Source organism: Paenibacillus planticolens (assembly GCF_013141725.1).
In the GTDB taxonomy this organism is placed as follows: Bacteria; Bacillota; Bacilli; order Paenibacillales; family NBRC-103111; genus Paenibacillus_E; species Paenibacillus_E planticolens.
Genome location: NZ_WHNZ01000030.1, coordinates 289,629 through 308,541 on the forward strand (window position 1 = coordinate 289,629; position 18,913 = coordinate 308,541).

Genomic DNA, 18,913 nt, shown 5'->3' on the forward strand with positions numbered 1-18,913 from the left:
TCATCCTTTCCACCAAGTGTCGTAGCAGGTGACCGGTCCTCTGCGTTTATGTTCAGTCATCGCGTAACGTTCTTCAATTTTGCAGACGATATCAGCGGGGAGGGAGCGACCTTCCAAATAGTCGTCCAACTGCATATAGCTGACACCCAGCGCCTCTTCATCCGGAAGACCCGGCTTCAAATCTTCCAAGTCGGCCGTAGGCTTTTTCAAATACAAATGTTCCGGGCAGCCCAGCCGCTTCAGCAGTTCCTTGCCTTGCCGCTTGTCGAGGCCATAAATCGGGGCCACATCGCAGGCGCCATCCCCGTGTTTCGTATAAAATCCGGTAATTGCCTCAGCCGCGTGATCTGTCCCCAGCACCAGCAGCCCATAATGCGCGGCTAAATCATACTGCACCTTCATACGCTCGCGGGCCTTGACGTTCCCTTTATGAAAATCGCTCAAAGCCTCGCCCGTCGCTTCCGCAAATTGCCGCACCGATGCATCCACCGCAGGTTGAATATTCACACTTACAACCCGGCTGGCCGCTATAAACTGAATCGCGGCCTGTGCGTCCGCTTCATCCTGTTGGATGCCGTAAGGCAATCTTACCGCCATAAACTGACAGGCATCTCTGCCGCTTTCCGCATTGAGCTCATCGATCGCCATTTGGGCCAGCTTGCCTGCTAACGTTGAGTCCTGGCCTCCTGACATGCCAAGCACGTAGCCTTTAGCTCCTGTATATCGAAGATACGCTTTAAGAAACTGTACGCGGCGCTGAATTTCGCTCTCTGTGTTAATTTCATTCAGCACGTGTAAGGCCGCTTGAATTTCAGTTTGTTTGGTATGTTGCATAGGTGGCATCTCCTTCATTTATTGGATGATCCTAGCATTCCTGTTAACGCAGCTGTTTCATACCTCCAAACCGCGAACAACTTTAGCCCCTAATGTGCTTTCAAAATGCTGCAAAGCCCATTCATGGCCCTGCCTGTTAAAACTGCCGACAGCGTCCTCATGCACGACGATATCAAAACCTCTATTGTAAGCATCCACCGCCGTATGCAGCACGCAGATATCAGTGCAGACGCCAACCAGATGCAGCTCTTTAATGCCTCTGGCTCTTAACCTTAGCTCCAAATCCGTGCCGCAAAAGGCGCTGTACCTTGTTTTGTCCATCCAATAAATTTCATTCTCATGCTGTTCATGCACCGTTTTCAGCTTGCCGTATAAATCGCGTCCCGCGGTCCCGCGGATATTGTGCGGAGGAAACAATTTCGTCTCCGGATGGTACAGGTCCTGTTCCTCGTGAAGATCAACCGCCATGACCACAAAATGCTGCCGGGCGACGAAAGCCTCGGTTATTTCACAGATCCGCGTTTCAATCGCCATACCAGGCTCCCCGCAAGGAAGCTTCCCGTCAATAAAATCAACCGTGTAATCGATAATGATCAATGCTTTCATCCAGAACCACTCCTCCATTGTGTATATTTGATAATATTAATAAGACAATATCAAAACTTAAAAGAGAGGCCTAGCTGTAGATGGACAGCTGAGGCACATAATCGGTAAAACGGTAAAGCTGGGCGGCGCGTTGGGAATACCGGTTCGACATTTTTCCCTGTCCGTTGTGATCCATAACCTCTTCGATAATGCCTTTGCGGCTTTGTGTAGACGTAATTTTACGGATAAAATTCCGTTCGTTGAACGTCGGGACGACCGTTTGAATCACTTGATACAATTCGCTGATCGTGAATTCCTCGGCCAAAAACTCTTTCGCGATCGTCGTCGTCAGCATCTTCATCTGAATCTGTGCAAGCGCATCACGAATGATGATCTCATGATCGAAAGCGAGATCCATGGCCAGCGCCTCCTCCACGGGGAACAGCCGGACATCGGCAGCGTCATCCGCAGCCTGCCGCTTCTCCAGGAAGCTCTCGTGCACCAACGCGAAGTAAGCGTGAGAGATGATCCATCCCCGGGGATCGCGCTGCGGCGTGCTGTACACGTTGAAATATTCAAGGTGGACGTCCGAAACGCCCGTCTCTTCGGTCAACTCGCGCCGGGCGCTCTCATGAATCGTTTCCGACTCCGTCGAGAATCCGCCTGGAAGGGCCCACTGACCTTCGAACGGCCACTGTTTTCTTTGAATCAGCAATACCTGCAGCTCCCTCAGCGGGAGAGCTTTCTTCACTGAACCCTTTGCCTCGGAAGTAATCGTGAAGATCACGATATCCGCAGGCGCACCGTCCGGCGTGCGATAATTGCTTGCCTTATAGCTGCTTGCATGTTCTGTATTCAAGGTGTCACTGCCTCGCTCTTTTGTTATTATCAATTTGATAATATCATTATGACATAATAAAAAGACGCATGCAACCATTATTTTTTAAAATTTTCCCCGATGCTCGCGAACACAAAGAACAGGGTTCACCTCTGCCGACTCCCGGATTGACGGAATTCGCCTTTAGTATCCCCTGTTCGATATTTTTGTCAGCCTCATTGCTCTTCGGCGTACAAATTCGCATAATTGACAAGAATGGTTATAAAGCCAAGCACGACAAATAAGAAATAGGCGATCAAACCTACGTGAAACACATTGGGAACCAGAATGAATATGGCCCCAATCACCAGGCACACCCAGTTCTGCCAGACCCGCTTCCCTGTTTTGCCCAGAGCCAGCAGAGACCCCACGAACTGCAAACTTCCAAGCAGCACACAGGCAAAAAGCGCATTCGTTTGAGTTTCAAATCCAAACACCCAGGGGCTTACCAAAAACCAGAGTCCCATGCACGCGGATAACATATTTTTTAAATACATGGTCATCTTCCACCTCCTACAAGTTTTGGCATTCGTAAAACATTTTATGAGATACTCTAGTATACGCAAACGCTTTCAAATATGTGATATGGAAAAGCCTCCGGATCACCCAATTGTTTTGTCTAATTGACATTCCGCATTTTGAATTTTCCTACGGCCAAAGGAGCTGGAGTCCGCTATTTCGGAAAAATCATCCTAAATGATGGGGTAAGGGGAACTGCAGGGCCTTATTTCCCTGTAGAGGCCAACGTTTCTGCAAAAACGCCAAAATAACGGACCATAGTTCCCCCCGATAAGCCAAATAGCTGCATTTAGACAAAATAGCGGATCACAGTTCCGCAAAATATTTGTGCAGAAAAAATAAAAAAACTTCTCTGAGTCAGCCTCAGGAAGTTTTTTAGCTATCACAATTATCAAGAAATTCGGAACTTCGTTACAACTTGATGCAGATCTTGGGCGATGCTCGCCAAATTTCTCGCAGATGAAGTAATTTCTTCCGTGGAAGCAAGCTGCTCTTCCGTTGCGGCAGCTGCGGACTGCGCGGTCCCAGAGGTCATCTGTGCAACAGAACCGACATTCGCTACCGTTGCGGCAACCTGCTCCGACGAGGCAGCCATCTGCTGGGCTGCAGCAGCAGCCTCTTGAATTTTGCCTGCCACTTCCTGCGAAGCCGCTACGATTTGACCGAAGGCCGTTTCCGCGCTGCCTACTTCTTTTAACCCTTCCTGCACTTCCAGCAGTCCCGCATTCATAACCCCCGCAGCGCGCAAAGCGTCTCTTTGCATGTTCGAAATGAGTTCCGAAATATCACGCACGGAATCGTCTGTCTGGGCAGCCAGCTTGCGAACCTCCCCGGCCACAACCGCAAAGCCTCTGCCGCTCTCGCCGGCACGCGCCGCCTCAATCGCCGCATTTAGGGCGAGCAGATTCGTTTGGGAAGCGATATTCCCAATGAGGGTAGAGATTTGTCCGATGTTCTGGGAATGCTTCTCCAGCTCTTGAATCACTTTGTTCGCCGCATCTACCGAATGACTGACGGCTTGCATTTTATGGACTACCCGCTCCATGGAGTGCGTACCTTCCTCGGCAATTTGCGCAGCGGTAACGGACAGTCCCGACACATCGGAAGTCGTCTCTGCGATCCGTTGAATGCCAATTGTCATTTCTTCCATGGCTGTGCCGCATTCCATCGCGTTTTGCGCTTGGGTATCCGCACCGTTTGCAACCTCCTGCACAGCTGCCGCCACGTGCTGGGAAGCGGATGTATTTTGCTCGGAGCTTGCAAACAACTGCTGTGAAGACGTCGCTACGCTGCCTGCCGCTTGCAGCATTTGCTGCACCGAGTAGCGCAGGTGGTCGGCCATTTGATTCACAGAATCGGCCAAATCACCGATTTCGTCTTTATTTTTCAAGACAATCGGCTCCACCGTCAGATCGCCATTCGCGATTCGGGTTAAAACTTGTGACGTTCTGCGAACAGGGGCAGATATATTTCTAACAAGCATGTAACAAGTAAAGATCATGAAAACGATGATTACACCAAGTACGATTGTAGAAGTTTTAAGGCTTTTTTCATAAAGCTGAATGTTGTCCAGATCGGCTTGCTTTCCGCCTTCCTGGTTAAAGACAACCATCTCCGCCATCGATTTTTGCGCAGTATCAAAAGCGACTGACATAGCTTGCTGGCTTGCTGCTGCATCCTTCGCTTTCGTTGGATCAGCGGCAATCTGTTTATTTGTTACAAATGCGGCTTTGAACGCATCCCAATTTTTGTTAAGCTCATCAAATTGCGTAGTATCATCATCTCCGGAGAGACTTCCCTTATAGTTTTCTAACAATTTGTCGATTCTTGTCATGGAATTCGCGATTTCGGTATCGAACGGTTCATGCTTTTTCGTATCGGGCTCAAGCTTTTTCTGATAAAACAATGTTAATATATGTTCAGAGTTATAGTGAATCTCATCCATAACTTGTACACCGATCATCCAATTCGTAGCCATGTCTGAACTGGTGTCTTTCAAGACGCCCATCCGCGTCATATCTGTAAAACTTAACCCTCCGATCATGAGAAAAATAATTGCAAATACGGTGATCATTTTCGTTTTTACAGTAAATCGCATGAGTTAAATTCCTCCAAGTTTATGAATGAATGATTGAACTATGATGTATACTCAAATCATCCTTTACCCTTAATCATACAATAAAATCGTTAAATGAATTACGCAATATGGGTGTGAAATTTGTAAATTTTCCTAACATTTTGTCGAACTGCGGAGGTTCCTCATGTCATCTTCCTTGCGTTTCAAGCTGGTAGCACTACTTGTTCTAATCACAACCCTTTCATTATCCGTCGTTGGCTTTACGAACTATAAGCTGTCGAAAGATAAATTAATTCAGCAATTAAAAACCCAGTCGATCTCCTCTGTCTCCAATTCCGCTCAAAATTTGTACGACTTCCTGTCGATTCGACTTGCCGAAGTTGAGCTCGTTAGCCGGGTAAACGTGATGAGGCGTGGAACTTTGCAGGAACAGTTGAATTATTTGGCCCAAGAATTGCAAACAGGCAATAACCGCTTCTTTTCGATGGGCGTTGCGGATCTTGATGGAAATCTACGTCTTACCTCCGGCGATGAACTGAACATCAAAGGCGAGCGGAGATTTGAAGAGGCCTTGCTCGGCAAAACGTACATCTCTGACCCTTATTTCGGCAAAGTTTCCGGCAAATTCATGGTTGCGATTACTGCTCCTGTCTATAATGATCAAAAAGAATTAACAAGCCTAGTCGTTATCTCGCTTGACGCAGAGGCTGCTTTTCGCGATCATCTTCACCCCCCGGTTGCAGGCGCGCAGGTCGTCATTGTGAATGATGATGGCACTATTCTGTATCATACCGATCTCTCCAAAATTTTCACGAGAAATATTTTCGCCGACAACCCTTCTCTGTCAGATACTTTTCATAAAGCTTTGCAGCAGGATGAGGGATATTTGGACGTCCATTTGGAAAACGGCAAGGAAACGCAGTGGTTTTATGCTCGTGTGCCGCACTTATCTTGGCACCTTGCTTACTCTTTGCCGGATGCTTTCTTCCAAGCGCCTGCCAGTCCTTTGTTTTGGTCGACAGTCGGCTTAATCGTCATTACCGCCGCCATCCTGTTTCTTTTGATACGCTTAACGGCTAACACGCTCATTATTTCACGGATTCAGCAAATTCTGCGGGTCACGGAATCCGTGGCTGCCGGCGACTTCTACATCAAGCCCCTTATGTTCAAAAGCAAAGATGAATTGGGCGCTCTTGCGCATTCCGTCAATGGGATGATCGAAAACCTGCGCGAGCTGTTCGAACCTTTCGAAGCTTTCATTCAGCACAATCAATATGCGATGATCGTCACGGACCCGCATTTTACCATCAATCATTTGAACCGTCGGGCGACAGAACTCCTTGGCTATACGTTCACAGATGTGCACAAAAAAGCAACCCCCTTGCTATGGATGGATCAAGATCAATTGAAAGAAAGAGCGGCCAAGTACACGCTAGAGCTTGGGGAGTTCGTGCCTGCCGACTGCACAGCCCTCGTGATTCGAACGCTGCGCCATCTCAAAGAGGATGCAGAATGGATTTGGCATCGCATAGACGGCACGCGCCTCTTCGTTCAAGTGAGTGTCAGCGCGATTACGCATCCGGGAGGGGATTTGAAAGGGTATGTCATAATTGCCCGTGATATCAGCGATATTAAGGAAAGCAATGAGACGAAGATGCGGCTCCTTACAATTGTAGAAAGTGCGCGGGATGCCATTCTTACCTTTGATCAGCAAGGCTATATTTTTTATATGAATCAAGCCGGTAAAAACTTAATTGGACTAAATAAGGAACAAAAGACACCTTGCTATTTCAGCGAGTACGTGGATATCCGAAGCGACATCCATTTCGATGAGGGCCTTCTTACCGCGATACGCGAAGGGTTCTGGGAATTTGAAACCGAAGCCTTAACGAAAGAGCAGCGCCGCATCTTCGTCTCCGTCACGGTTGTCCCCCATACGCCTGCTGAAAAAGGTGAACGTTACTTCTCTGCCATTTCGCGGGATATTACGGATTGGCGGCATGCCAAAGAAGAGCTGATCCGCGCGAAGCAGGAAGCCGATGACGCCAATTTAACCAAGGGCATTTTCCTGGCAAGGATGAGCCACGAAATTCGTACGCCGCTGAACGGGATCGTCGGACTGTCCCATTTGATGGAACGCACTGCCATGTCTTCGCTGCAAAGGGATTATATGAGTAAAATTACGAAATCCTCGCTGTCCTTATCGCAGATTATTAGCGACATCCTTGACTTCTCTAAGCTGGAGGCAGACAAGCTGGCGATTGAGCATCATGCCTTCCTGCTGGATGACACGATCGACCGCGTGTGTGAAACGCTTAGCGTGCTGCTCGGCCATAAGCCGGTTGATTTTATTTGCGATATCGAGGAGCAAGTGCCGCTTGGTCTCATTGGCGATTCTTTGCGCTTGTATCAAGTGCTTTTGAACCTAACCAGCAACGCCATTAAATTCACGGAACAAGGAACTGTTGCGCTGCGCGTCCAAGTTGAGGACCTGCGGGGAGAAGAAGTACGCCTTGGCTTCACGGTTACCGATACGGGGATTGGCATGAATGAAGAGCAGCTTGCCAGGTTGTTCCAGCCGTTCATGCAAGCCGATGAAGTCACGAGCCGCAAATTCGGGGGGACGGGACTTGGCCTTGTCATCTCCAAGAGCATCATCGATCATATGGGCGGTACCATTGAAGCGTCCAGCAGTCCCGGGATCGGCAGCGTTTTTCGCTTCAGCATTCCTTTTGCATTAACGCTGCAAACGATGAAGACACCCATGTGTTTCCCGCTTCGCGCCCTTCTGGTGGAAGATCACCCCGAGCTGCACAGTGTGCTGCTTCGAACCCTGCAATCGATGTGTAAGGAAGGGGCAGGTGTGTATTCGTGGAAGGAAGCCAGGAAAGTCATCGACGTCACTCCACTTGAAATGGTTCTGCTCGACATGGAAGCCTTTGATATGTATGGGGAGGAAGTGTGGCTGGACATGCTTGAGGCGTGTAACCGCAATAATTTAAAAACGATTATTTATACGACCTTAGCAGGACGGGACGCTTTAGAGCAGCTTCCATCCCAAGCCGCGCCGGATGTAATCTTGGTTAAACCGATCTCTAAGAGCATCCTCAGCCAAACTCTGCAAAATATGCTAGCATCGGATGCGACAGGCCAACCGACTGCGGAAGCGTTTGATATAAAGGAAGTTTGGCCTTCCTCTCCGCGGATTCTGCTTGTCGAAGATAATGAAATTAATCAGACCGTTGCCCGCTCTTTACTAGAAAGCATGAATGGTGTCGTTCATGTAGCTTCTAACGGATTTGAGGCTTTGCAGCAGCTGGAAAACACGGAATACCAAATCATCCTGATGGATATCCATATGCCTGATCTCGACGGGATCGAAACCACCAAGCGCATTCGGCTTGAGCCTGAATGGAGACACATTCCCATTATCGCCCTCACCGCAGATTCGCCCTTAGAGAAGCGTGTAGCCTGTATCCGCGCAGGAATGAATGAAGTGATCTCCAAGCCGATCATGCCTGACCGACTGTTCGCGGCCGTCAATCACATCTTAAGTATGAGCGGCGGCAAAATGACGGTTCCCGGTCTGGATACCGAAGAAGCCCTTGAGCGGCTGCGTGGGAAAACGGATATCTACCATAACATGTTGAGGAAATTTCATGAGCAGTCCAAAGATTCGATAGATCGGCTTACAACGGCCATTCAGCAAACCGAATATGATACTGCCATCAGTCAGCTTCATACACTGCGCGGCTCAGCAAGCAACCTGTCTGCCCATCGCGTGCTTGCCGCGGCAACAGAGCTTGAAGAAATGCTGCAGCAATCCACCCCTCTGGATGAAACGAAGAGCATCTTGATTCAAAACCAGCTGCAAACCCTTGCCATTGCCCTGGAAGAGGTTTTTCACACCATCCAAAAATTGCTGCTTGATTGAAAAATGTGCGGTTTTATGTCACTATATGCATAGGGCTCCGACTGTTTGGGGCATGCATTTTATACGTATAGGTGGTTTAATCAATGACAGCACAAAGCTCTCCATACCGCATTTTGTTGTATTATAAATTCGTTACCGTGATAGATCATGAAGCATTGGCTCGTGAACACTTGGCCTACTGTAAAGAGCTCGGCATTAAAGGCCGCATCCTGATCGCCCCGGAAGGCATCAACGGAACCTTGTCAGGAACCATCGAGCAAACCGATGCCTACATGGCGATGATGAACCAAATGCCTTTGTTTAAAGATATGGTCTACAAGATCGACGAGAGTGAAGGACATGCTTTCAAAAAGCTGTTCGTCCGCCCCAAAAAGGAGCTCGTCACCTTCCGTCTCGAAGAAGATGTGAATCCAAACGAGCTGACCGGCACGCATTTGAAGCCAAAAGATTTCTACGAGAAGCTTCAGCAAGAAGATGTTATCGTTCTGGATGGCCGTAATCACTATGAATACGAGATCGGGCATTTCCGCGGCGCCATTCGCCCAGACGTGGAAACGACGCGTGAATTCCCGGAATGGATTCGGAACAACCTCCAGGAATTTAAGGACAAGCCGATTCTCACCTACTGCACTGGCGGTATCCGCTGCGAGAAGCTGTCCGGCTTCCTTATTCAGGAAGGCTTCAAAGACGTTTACCAGCTTGACGGCGGAATTGTCACTTACGGAAAAGATGAAGAGGTAAAAGGCCGTCTCTTTGACGGCAAATGCTACGTCTTCGACGAGCGGATTTCGGTTCCCATCAACCGCACAGATGAGGATATCGTCGTGGGCAAATGCTACCACTGCGGAACGGCTGAGGACCGCTACATCAACTGCGCGAACGATTTGTGCCACTTGAAGCACGTGTGCTGCGAAGCTTGCGAAGAGGAGCATAACAGCTTCTGCTCCAAGGAGTGCGAGGAGAAGACGCTTAGCTCGCTTGAGGCTTAAGACTTGCTCCACTGAGTTCACAGACCGCTCTCTCCAACAGGAGATGAGCGGTTTTTTCTTTTAATTACTTGTAATTAACGCCGAATACTCCTGTTAATTCCCGCTTCTGATTCACTTCTAACCCCAATAACTGGAGTTTCTCCCGCTAATCCGTCCAAATTCGGACTCATTCCCAAACTTCCGACGATTTAGAAGGAGTTTTTCCTGCTATTTCGCTCCCTCGGCCGCCCCCGATCACATTAACGGTAAATTTTCCTTTTATTGCAACTGAGGCGTCGCCATGGATCGTTCTACAGGAACCGGACACCTGACCGAATCGATTTGTACTTACGCTAATTGCTCCACAATGCGATCGGCCAGCGGATACACAAGCTCCTCCTCCAAGGTGAAATGCCTAAGCAGAATTAAGCAGGCCGTCATCAATTCCGACGCCATAACATGCAGGAACTCCTCATCTATCGGCACTTTCATCGCATTCACACCGTCTACGAAAGTTTGCACAACCCTTTTAGCCAAGTCATGATCCTGTTCCAAAACCGTTATAGAACGCGAAACCGAGCGCGCCGTTGTCGGATGTAGGTAGGATTGCAGAAGAGGAAACAGCTCGCTCTCCTCCCATTCCGAATGCTGCTCCAGCTCTTCCACCAGAAAAAGAATCCTATCTTGAAGTTCAATCAGCTTACACATGCCTATTGAGCAATCCTCGAGGGAGTACAAGGAAGCAGCCATCGTGCGGATTTCGGCAAGCTGCCCGCGCATCTGTAAATGTTCCTCCTTCAGGCGCTCTACGAGCGAGGGAAAATAGCCCGGATCCATGATAGACTCCCTATTCGTTTGAATGCTCAAACGGTCGTTCATTCCACATCCTCCTTTGCGTTTTCCTCAGAAAACTTTGATCATAAGCCGACGCAAAAAAAGCTGGCCCATTCTGCATTATCATTGTATGCAGGAAGGGTCAGCTAACATGCGAAGGAAAAATGAACGATTAGACCTTTAACGAATGCGGCTTTCTGTTAATTGGAACTGATTCATGAGCTGGAACAGGGATTGTGTAATCGCCCCGACATCTCCGGTCGTTCGGCGCACATGCAGCATATCCTGCAGGAGCTCTTGGACCGTGCGCTCCACCTCGGCGGATATTTGGCGGTTCTCTTTGCTTACGCCCGCTACTTTCTCCATCAGCGCCACCACTTCTTCCACCACTTGCGTCTTCATGGTGTCGTGGGCGCTTGCTTCGCTGAGAATTTCCGAGGCTGCCGCAACAATCTGCGTCCCTTCCCGCACGACCTTGGTGCCTTCCTCCATCGAGATGGAGGCTTCATTCGCATGACGCTCGATCTGCTCAATCGTGTCGTTGATTTCCGTTGTCGACTTCTTCGTCAGATCGGCCAGCTTGCGAATTTCACCTGCAACGACCGCGAAGCCTTTGCCGTGCTCGCCTACTCGAGCCGCTTCAATGGAAGCGTTCAGCGAAAGAAGATTCGTTTGCGCCGAAATTTCCTCAATCACCTTCAGCAGCCTTGGTATTTCTTGCGTAGTGAGCAGGAACGTTTGGATGGTCCGATTCGTTTCGGCTACTTTGGCTGAAATCTGATCCATCTTATCGCCGATGCGCTCCACTTCGTCCTGGGCAACCGCAATTTGATCGGAGGCTTTCTCTTCCAGCTCACGCAGCGTGCCGCTCATATTTTGCGTGACATCTTTGGCGACATCGATGTCCTTCAGCTGTCCGCGCAAGGAGCGGATCATATTATGGATCTGAGCGCTCATGCGGCCTGTCGATTGCTCCGTGGAGCCCGTCGATTCGTTAAGCCGGTCCTGACTAACCTGAACCTCAGCAGCGGCTTGTTTGACCTGCAGCATGATGCCCTCTAAGGAATCGATCATATTGTTGATCCACTTCGCCAGCTCCCTCGTTTCATCCCCTGCAAACTCCTGCACGCGCAAGCGCTGCGTCAAATCTCCGCTGCCTTCCGCGTTTAGCCGGATGAACTTATTGATTTGAGCCAGCTGCTTGACTAGCGGCTTGCTGCCTCTGCGCCTTATGACACCGGCGCCAATCCAGCCGTATAAAGCACTGGCGGCGGCTGTAATCGCTGCGCCCAGCCCACCCGATACATGGCCATTCAGCAGCCAGAAGCCCCCTCCGGAGAGTAATATAAAACCTACAATAAATTTGAGCTGCAGGCTGAACATCTTCCAATCTATACTGCGAATCCGGTACACTTCTTCCAGATCCCCTTCGCACATCATTCCCCAAACATCCGGACAATGCGGCAGCTGGAAGGTAACGCCTTTCCCGATAACCGATATGTGCCGGTAATCGGAATATCCGGGAAATTCCACGAACAGATTATGCCCTTTGGCAATGGTCCCCGCAACTCCGGGATGGAGCTGCCCTGTCGCCGGATCTGTGAAAATAAGCTCCAGCTCCGTATGCTCTTTCACGCCGACAAGGCCAAAATCCGTGCGAACGCCGTCTTTTAAATTATCGCCGTGTGTAAAGGTCAGATCCTCAAACCGGCTTCGCGATAACGCCGTGCCCGGAGCGATCTGCTTGTTCAATACCGGCTGTGCCATGAATAAATAGTTATCGCCTGAGTCCGGATACACGTGTCCCGATTCCCGCTGAATCAAATCCCCAAGCACGTCGTTCGGCACGCGGCCGCAGATGGCTCCTTGCCACTCCCCGTTCTCAATTACAGGCAGGATGAAGGCCATCGTCATCGCATCGTGGAAGGGCGATGTGCTTGGACCGATCTGCGCGGTCAGCGGGTCCGCGAATGGACCGAACAAACATTTCGCCCCTTTGCGCGTCTCGTCCAGCCCTTTGGCAAGCACGCTTCCCGCTGCATACAGCTTCCCAATATGAGCAGGGTATGTGGAATGGATTACGCCTGCTCGTTCATTTAATATAAAAATTTCCGAGAAGTCGGCTCCGCTCTTTTGAGCGGCGGCAAGCATTTTCTGAAATGCTGCGGCATCCTGGGACAACTGCGGCGAGGCGGACGCCGATTCGGATATCATCGCATGCAGCCTGTCCAGATGAGACCAATACGTATCTACCCAGCTTCGTAAAATTTCCGTTCTCGTATGGGCAATGCCTTCGAAGATATGTTCAACATCTTCCTTGAGATGTCGATTCAGCCGATATGACCACCAGAGCGGCATCCCTTTTCGAAATCCAAGCCAATCAAACATACCCCGTCCCCCTATATTCACATAGCGTGTGAATTTTTTTAACATTTGTCATATTCGACATTCTATAGCGGTTTCTGTTGTAAATCAAGACAAAAGTGCGAATTGTTGAAAATTTTTAATACTTTTGTCCTACGAGGCAATTGGTTCCGATAAATTTAACGTAAGTTATATTGACATAATTTTCTGAAAAATCTACAATATAAGAAATAATAAGATTCACCATCAATTAACGTTATATTCCCTAACATGATTGCCGAATTAAGATCAGAAAGAAAGGAGGCCTGGTTTCCGCTTCGGGCCCTTATCTTCATGTAGCTTCCGAAGGCATAGTCAAGAAACCAGGAAGCTGCGATGTCCAAACCTGAGAATCTGGTCACCACGCCCTATGATCCCCACCCTTTTTACGATGAAATGTTTGTGAACGCCTATTCCGTTAGGCCCCATTATCAAACCGTGTTCCGTCAGTTCATGGCCATGAAGGCAGGCAGTCTTAGCAAGCGCCAAGCCGCCACGATGAAACGGATGATGGAAGAAGGAATTACCTTCACCCTCTATAGCCCCGATCAAACCGAGGCGCTCGAACGCACGATTCCTTTCGATCCGATCCCGCGCATCATCCCTAGGGAGGAGTGGCATAAGCTTGAAAAAGGGCTCGGGCAGCGTGTCAAAGCGCTGAATTTGTTTCTCAAGGACATCTACCATGACCAATGCATCCTGAAGGATGGCATCATCCCCAGAAAAATGGTTCTGTCCAATTGCTATTTCCGACCCGAAATGATGCGTCTGTCCATCCCGGGCGATGTGTACGTAACCGTTTCGGGCATCGATCTAATCCGTGATGAGCACGGCGAATACTTCGTTCTTGAAGATAACCTCCGCTCGCCGTCCGGTTTCTCCTATTTATTCAAAAGCCGTTCCATCATGACACACTTGTTCCCCGAGCTTGTTTTCAGCCACTCCATCCAAGATATCGAACAGAGCTTAAATGTATTTCTGTCCGCCCTGCGCAGGCTGAGCCCTTCCGGGAAAACAGATCCCGTCATTGGCCTTCTAACCCCAGGCTGTTACAATTCAGCCTACTTCGAACATACGTTCCTTGCCCAACAAATGGGGATCGAACTTGTGGAAGGGAACGATCTCGTCGTCATCGATCACAAGGTGTACATTCGCGGAATCAAAGGACTTCGCCAGATCGATGTACTATACCGCAGAATTGACGACGATTTCCTTGATCCGCTTGCTTTTGATCCGAATTCCCTGCTTGGCGTAGCGGGCATTATGAATGCCTACCGGGCCGGAAACATCAACATCGTCAATGCTCCGGGCACAGGCGTAGCGGATGACAAAGCCATTTATGCCTACGTTCCGGACATGATCCGCTACTATTTAAACGAGGAACCTATCCTAAATAACGTGCCTACTTATATTCTTTCAAGACCGGACGAAAGGGAGTATGTGCTGCAGCATCTTCACACCATGGTCGTCAAAGAAACATCGCTCTCCGGAGGATACGGAATGCTCATCGGACCCTCGGCTTCCGAAAGCGAGTTGGCGGATTTCAGGCTGAGGATCATCGCGAATCCTGAACGATATATCGCTCAACCGACCATTCAGCTTTCAAGAGCCCCTGTCATGATGGACGGTCAAATGGCTGCGCGGCATATCGATCTTCGGGCCTTCGTTATCGCAGGCGAAACGATTCAAGTTATTCCGGGCGGACTTACGCGGGTAGCGCTCAAAGAAGGTTCGCTCGTTGTAAACTCCTCGCAAGGCGGCGGCTGCAAAGACACATGGGTGACGAATGGATAGAGATCCACATTAAGATGGGAGGCCAGCTGAACATGGTGATGATGGGACGAACAGCGGAAGCTTTATTCTGGATCGGCAGGTATACGGAAAGAACAGAGAATCATGCGAGGCTAATTGATGTGTATTACCATATTCGCGAGGAACGGGAGAGCGGCAGCGGTCAATCCTGGAGCAGGCTAATCGATACGATCGGTGACAGGACGGCATTCACAGAGCATTACAGCTCCTTCACCGAGCAGCATGTCCTCCAGTACATTACACTCGACAAAAATAATGTCAATTCTTTATTGGCCTGTACCAATCATGCCCGTACCAATCTGCGTAATATTCGGGAGAAAATGCCCTCCGAGCTGTGGGATATTATGAATGGCTTGTATTTGTGGCTAAAAGAGAAAGATGTCCGCGATATCACAAGCGATTCGCCTCATTTGTTTTACCGGTTCGTCCGTGACAGCTTATCCATGTTTCACGGGGCCGCCACCTCGGTCATGCCGCGCCAGAATGAATGGCATTTCATTGAAGCGGGACGCTATTTGGAGCGTGCTGAAAACTTGCTGCGCTTGCTGCAATCTTTGGGCCAGGATTACGCCAGAGAGGAATCGTCTTCCTACCCGCTGATGCTCTCTGTTCTGAAATCGGTCAGCGGCTATGAATCGTTCCGCAGGGAATATGCGGATACCGTAAACCTAAGCAACATCATCAAATTCCTGATGCTGCATGAGGCTTTTCCCCGTTCGATCAGCTACGCTTTCCAAGCGCTGGAGCGATCGTTAAAGAGCATACAAATGGAAGACCCGGATTTGAACATGACGGTACGCAAACTCGCCAAACTGGCAGGAAAAGTGAAAGCTAACCTGGCTTGCATGGACGAGGACGATATTTTATCCGGTAAATTGGAAATGACGCTGCAGGCTCTCCGGGAATCGTGCAATGGGATGGGCTTGCGGATGACCAAAGTCTTTTTTCCCTCCCGGGAGGAGGTCATTGCATGAAAATGCTGGAGATCACGCATATCACGCGCTATTCCTACACAGATTCGGCACAGGACAGTGTCAATGAAGTGCGTTTGACGCCGCTGACCGACAACCGTCAATCCTGCTACCACCACAGCATTATGACGGAGCCGGTAACTGCCTTTTTTACGTATTCGGATTACTTTCATAACCGTGTGCATGCCTTCACCGTCAATAACATCCATCGCGAGCTCACGATTAAAATGACGTCCACCGTTGTCACACACGATAACGATAACACCCCGCGCACAGCCTTCTCGCCCTACGAGGAGAAAGCGCTGCGGCTTAGCGATGAGTTCCAGAATGAACACGCCGAATATTTGCTGCCTACAGGGTATACGGAGCTGACAAGTGAAATCAAGGCCTATTCCGATGCTATTTCGGATCAGCATATTTCTTTATTTGAGCTGCTTAGCACGATTAACACAACGATTCACCGCGATTTCACGTACGATCCCTCCGCTACTTCGGTGCAGACCACGGTGGGCGAAATGCTGCAGCTTAGGCGGGGCGTATGCCAGGACTATTCGCATTTGATGATCGCCGTTTGCCGGGATAAAGGCATACCCGCAAGGTATGTGAGCGGCTACCATTTCGTTGGCGATTTGCAGGGAGGAAGCGCGGAATTTACGCAAGCCTCCCACGCCTGGGTCGAATGCCTCATCCCGGGCAGCGGCTGGTTCGGCTATGACCCCACCAACAACTGCGAAGTCAATTGGCGCTATATTAAGCTGGGTCATGGCCGGGATTACAACGATATCGTTCCCGTCAAAGGCGTCTATCGCGGATCCGGCGGGCAGGATCTGGAAGTCATCGTCGACGTCAAACTGATTGAATGAGCTCTATTTGAAATGAATACGCCGGATTATTCGCCATTTATGATTTCGGCACCCAACATTGTGGCTCTGTCGTGATTGTTTCTCCGGTTTGAATCGCTTTCTCGATCATCATCCCGATATACTGGTCCTGCGAAGCCTCTTCGAGACTATAGAAGCTAGGTCCGCCGAACGTGTAGTCCGCCATTTTTTGCAAACATACGGCAATAGCAATCTCGTCATCATATAACCTCGCCGGAGCGAACGGATTCTCGTAAACCCATTGTTCTCCGCAAAGGATTCCTTTCAGATAATAGCCTTCGGCATTTTCCAACTCGCCTCTGTTCATGCGCTGCAGCTCCAACCGAAGCTCTGTGCACGATTCCTGTTGGATCAGCACCCGGTTGTCAAAGATTTCCCCGCGCTCTCCTCTCACGGACAAATGATTCGAACGAGTCCATGAGCGGTGCTGGTCCTTCGTAAAATCATAAATACCCAGACGATCTCCGAAATCCAGCCATGCCAAATCCCTCTGCAACGGGATCAGTTTATCTTCTGTAGGCGGACCGCTGCGATTAGGACCCTGAACCCACTTCGACTCAAAACGCATCGCCTTAATGCGTACGTCCTCGAAGTTGACCCCGAGCATTTTCCGAATTAAGCTGACGCCATGGTAGAACTGTGAAATTGAAACCGTCGTTTCGGTAATTTTACCAAGTCGACCTGATCGAATGAGCTCCAAGCGGGCTTGCTGTACAGGATGAAAATGGTACTGCTCCGCTACCTGAACACGAGCACCTTTAAGGGTTAATTGATTATGCAAAAGCTGGAGTCCGCTCAGATCGGAAGCAGGCGGCGTTTCCAACAAAGCGGGTATTCCCCGCTCCGCCAACTTTAGCAGATACTCCAGACTCTGCGAAGGAGAGACGGAAACGACGACAAAATCAGGCTGCTCGCTCTCAAGAAGCTGCTCAAGCGTTCGGTAGGTCGGCGTTCCCCACTTCGACTCCATTTCCTTGGCTTTGTCCTCGTTCCTTACGACCATTCCACTAATTTCGAACCGCTCAGGCAGCGCCTGAGCAATCCTTAGAAAATATTGCGCCCGAAAACCGGCACCGCCAATCAAGCTAAATTTCACTGTACTCATCGAAACTTTCCTCCCCATTCTCGGCTTGTAGAACTTCGTTCGGATATACCATGACCTTCAGGCTGCCGCTCTTGTTATGAATGGCACGCTCCAGCGCGTCCTGCGTCTGCTCCAACGGATAACGGTCTGTAATAAGCGCCATCGCGTCTATGCCATCACCGGCAAGAAATTTAATGCCCGTCGGATAGGTGTTCGCATAGCGGAAAACCCCGTAAATATCAATTTCATTGTCCGCCATGAACGGGACATTCAGGGGGATTTCATCCTGCGCAGGCAAGCCTACGATCACAAGCTTGCCGCCACGGCGCAGTGAATAGAGCGCCGATTGCAAAGCTCTCGGATTGCCGGCCGTCTCCCAGGCGGCATCCACGCCAAGCCCGGCCGTCATCTCCTTGATGCGCCCAACCGCATCTTCTTCTCTGACGTTGATGACGTCCGTCGCTCCCATCCGTTTGGCGGCATCCAATCGTACTTGCTCCAGATCGGTGACAATGATCCGGCTTGCGCCGAATGATTTGGCTGCCGCAACAGCCATGAGGCCGACGGGGCCCATGCCCATGATGGCAACCGTCGAACCCGCCTGCAGGCTGCAGCGCTTAGCCGCATGAATGCCGACGGAGAAAGGCTCGACCAGCGCCGCCGCTTCAAAGGACAAATGATCCGGAATGGCGAACACCATATCCCCGCGGATTTTCATATATTGGACGAATGCGCCGTCCACCGGCGGAGTCGCCAGGAACTGCACGTCCGGACACAGATTGTAACGGCCTTCCTTACAAGCCTGACAGTATCCGCAGGTGACGCCTGGCTCGATCGCAACGCGGTCGCCAAGGCTCACGTTTGTTACGGAAGCGCCTGCAGCCACAATAATGCCGGCGCATTCATGCCCAAGAATAATCGGCTTTTCGACCACGTAGCGGCCAATTCGGCCATTTTCAAAATAATGAACGTCCGAACCGCATACACCGACAGCCATCACTTTAATTAACACTTCATTCGCGTCAATTTGCGGGACAGGGCGCTCCTCCATCACGATCGTTCCAGGCTTCGTCATGACAGCCGCTTTCATCACTGCAGGTAGTTGTCCATTCATTTCTTCTCGCTCCTTTTAGA

At 49.9% G+C, this 18,913-nt stretch carries 14 protein-coding genes; 5 read left to right on the top strand and 9 right to left on the bottom strand.

From position 1 onward, the window contains the following. The 5 genes from nadE to GC097_RS15950 all read right to left on the bottom strand — a co-directional run bounded on the left by nadE (position 1) and on the right by GC097_RS15950 (position 4,913). Entirely contained in the window at positions 1-834 is an 834-nt protein-coding gene (nadE, locus tag GC097_RS15930) for an NAD(+) synthase (RefSeq protein ID WP_171684273.1), read from the bottom strand. A gap of 57 nt (positions 835-891) precedes the next feature. Further along, on the bottom strand, positions 892-1,440 hold the full coding sequence (locus tag GC097_RS15935) for a cysteine hydrolase family protein (protein WP_171684274.1): 549 nt from the start codon (positions 1,438-1,440) through the stop codon (positions 892-894). Positions 1,441-1,510: 70 nt separating this feature from the next. Then, a complete protein-coding gene (locus GC097_RS15940) occupies positions 1,511-2,278 on the bottom strand; it encodes an NUDIX domain-containing protein (protein ID WP_246294271.1) in 768 nt (255 codons plus the stop codon). Between the two features lie 194 nt (positions 2,279-2,472). Further along, a complete protein-coding gene (locus tag GC097_RS15945; protein WP_171684276.1) occupies positions 2,473-2,799 on the bottom strand; it encodes an SPW repeat domain-containing protein in 327 nt (108 codons plus the stop codon). 407 nt (positions 2,800-3,206) lie between these two features. Then, positions 3,207-4,913 (bottom strand): methyl-accepting chemotaxis protein, encoded by a 1,707-nt coding sequence (locus tag GC097_RS15950; protein WP_171684277.1) that lies wholly within the window; start codon positions 4,911-4,913, stop codon positions 3,207-3,209. Between the two features lie 163 nt (positions 4,914-5,076). On the opposite strand from GC097_RS15950, the gene GC097_RS15955 reads away from it, so the two are divergent. Then, complete coding sequence (locus GC097_RS15955) at positions 5,077-8,826, top strand: response regulator (RefSeq protein ID WP_171684278.1); 3,750 nt, start codon at positions 5,077-5,079, stop codon at positions 8,824-8,826. Between the two features lie 83 nt (positions 8,827-8,909). After that, entirely contained in the window at positions 8,910-9,815 is a 906-nt protein-coding gene (gene trhO, locus GC097_RS15960; protein ID WP_171684279.1) for an oxygen-dependent tRNA uridine(34) hydroxylase TrhO, read from the top strand. 327 nt (positions 9,816-10,142) lie between these two features. Here the strand turns inward: trhO and GC097_RS15965 are convergent, their stop codons facing one another. Beyond that, positions 10,143-10,673, bottom strand: coding sequence for a hemerythrin domain-containing protein (locus GC097_RS15965; protein ID WP_171684280.1), 531 nt, complete (start codon positions 10,671-10,673; stop codon positions 10,143-10,145). Between the two features lie 135 nt (positions 10,674-10,808). Beyond that, positions 10,809-13,016 (bottom strand): methyl-accepting chemotaxis protein, encoded by a 2,208-nt coding sequence (locus GC097_RS15970; RefSeq protein ID WP_171684281.1) that lies wholly within the window; start codon positions 13,014-13,016, stop codon positions 10,809-10,811. A gap of 351 nt (positions 13,017-13,367) precedes the next feature. On the opposite strand from GC097_RS15970, the gene GC097_RS15975 reads away from it, so the two are divergent. From GC097_RS15975 to GC097_RS15985, 3 genes are read left to right on the top strand one after another with little or no spacing between them, the layout of a single operon-like run. Then, positions 13,368-14,825, top strand: a complete 1,458-nt coding sequence (locus GC097_RS15975) for a circularly permuted type 2 ATP-grasp protein (RefSeq protein ID WP_171684282.1) — start codon at positions 13,368-13,370, stop codon at positions 14,823-14,825. 32 nt (positions 14,826-14,857) lie between these two features. Then, positions 14,858-15,817 (top strand): alpha-E domain-containing protein, encoded by a 960-nt coding sequence (locus GC097_RS15980; RefSeq protein ID WP_171684283.1) that lies wholly within the window; start codon positions 14,858-14,860, stop codon positions 15,815-15,817. Beyond that, positions 15,814-16,677: a transglutaminase family protein gene (locus tag GC097_RS15985; RefSeq protein WP_171684284.1), complete on the top strand. Its 864-nt coding sequence runs from the start codon at positions 15,814-15,816 to the stop codon at positions 16,675-16,677. Before GC097_RS15980 ends, GC097_RS15985 begins: the two co-directional genes overlap by 4 nt. A gap of 37 nt (positions 16,678-16,714) precedes the next feature. Here GC097_RS15985 and GC097_RS15990 read toward each other — a convergent pair whose 3' ends face one another. Together GC097_RS15990 and gutB are read right to left on the bottom strand one after the other, a co-directional pair. Then, on the bottom strand, positions 16,715-17,800 hold the full coding sequence (locus GC097_RS15990) for a Gfo/Idh/MocA family protein (RefSeq protein ID WP_171684285.1): 1,086 nt from the start codon (positions 17,798-17,800) through the stop codon (positions 16,715-16,717). Further along, positions 17,781-18,893, bottom strand: a complete 1,113-nt coding sequence (gutB, locus tag GC097_RS15995; protein ID WP_171684286.1) for a sorbitol/xylitol/iditol dehydrogenase GutB — start codon at positions 18,891-18,893, stop codon at positions 17,781-17,783. The genes GC097_RS15990 and gutB overlap by 20 nt, the downstream gene beginning before the upstream one ends. Positions 18,894-18,913 lie beyond the last annotated feature (20 nt).

Excerpts from the sequence above, each read along its gene's own strand:
- GC097_RS15970 (WP_171684281.1), bottom strand. The coding sequence starts at position 13,016 with ATGTTTGATTGGCTTGGATTTCGAAAAGGGATGCCGCTCTGGTGGTCA.
- GC097_RS15950 (WP_171684277.1), bottom strand. The coding sequence starts at position 4,913 with ATGCGATTTACTGTAAAAACGAAAATGATCACCGTATTTGCAATTATT.
- trhO (WP_171684279.1), top strand. The coding sequence starts at position 8,910 with ATGACAGCACAAAGCTCTCCATACCGCATTTTGTTGTATTATAAATTC.
- GC097_RS15975 (WP_171684282.1), top strand. The coding sequence starts at position 13,368 with ATGTCCAAACCTGAGAATCTGGTCACCACGCCCTATGATCCCCACCCT.
- GC097_RS15990 (WP_171684285.1), bottom strand. The coding sequence starts at position 17,800 with ATGAGTACAGTGAAATTTAGCTTGATTGGCGGTGCCGGTTTTCGGGCG.
- GC097_RS15945 (WP_171684276.1), bottom strand. The coding sequence starts at position 2,799 with ATGACCATGTATTTAAAAAATATGTTATCCGCGTGCATGGGACTCTGG.
- nadE (WP_171684273.1), bottom strand. The coding sequence starts at position 834 with ATGCAACATACCAAACAAACTGAAATTCAAGCGGCCTTACACGTGCTG.
- gutB (WP_171684286.1), bottom strand. The coding sequence starts at position 18,893 with ATGAATGGACAACTACCTGCAGTGATGAAAGCGGCTGTCATGACGAAG.
- GC097_RS15935 (WP_171684274.1), bottom strand. The coding sequence starts at position 1,440 with ATGAAAGCATTGATCATTATCGATTACACGGTTGATTTTATTGACGGG.
- GC097_RS15980 (WP_171684283.1), top strand. The coding sequence starts at position 14,858 with ATGGTGATGATGGGACGAACAGCGGAAGCTTTATTCTGGATCGGCAGG.
- GC097_RS15985 (WP_171684284.1), top strand. The coding sequence starts at position 15,814 with ATGAAAATGCTGGAGATCACGCATATCACGCGCTATTCCTACACAGAT.
- GC097_RS15955 (WP_171684278.1), top strand. The coding sequence starts at position 5,077 with ATGTCATCTTCCTTGCGTTTCAAGCTGGTAGCACTACTTGTTCTAATC.
- GC097_RS15965 (WP_171684280.1), bottom strand. The coding sequence starts at position 10,673 with ATGAACGACCGTTTGAGCATTCAAACGAATAGGGAGTCTATCATGGAT.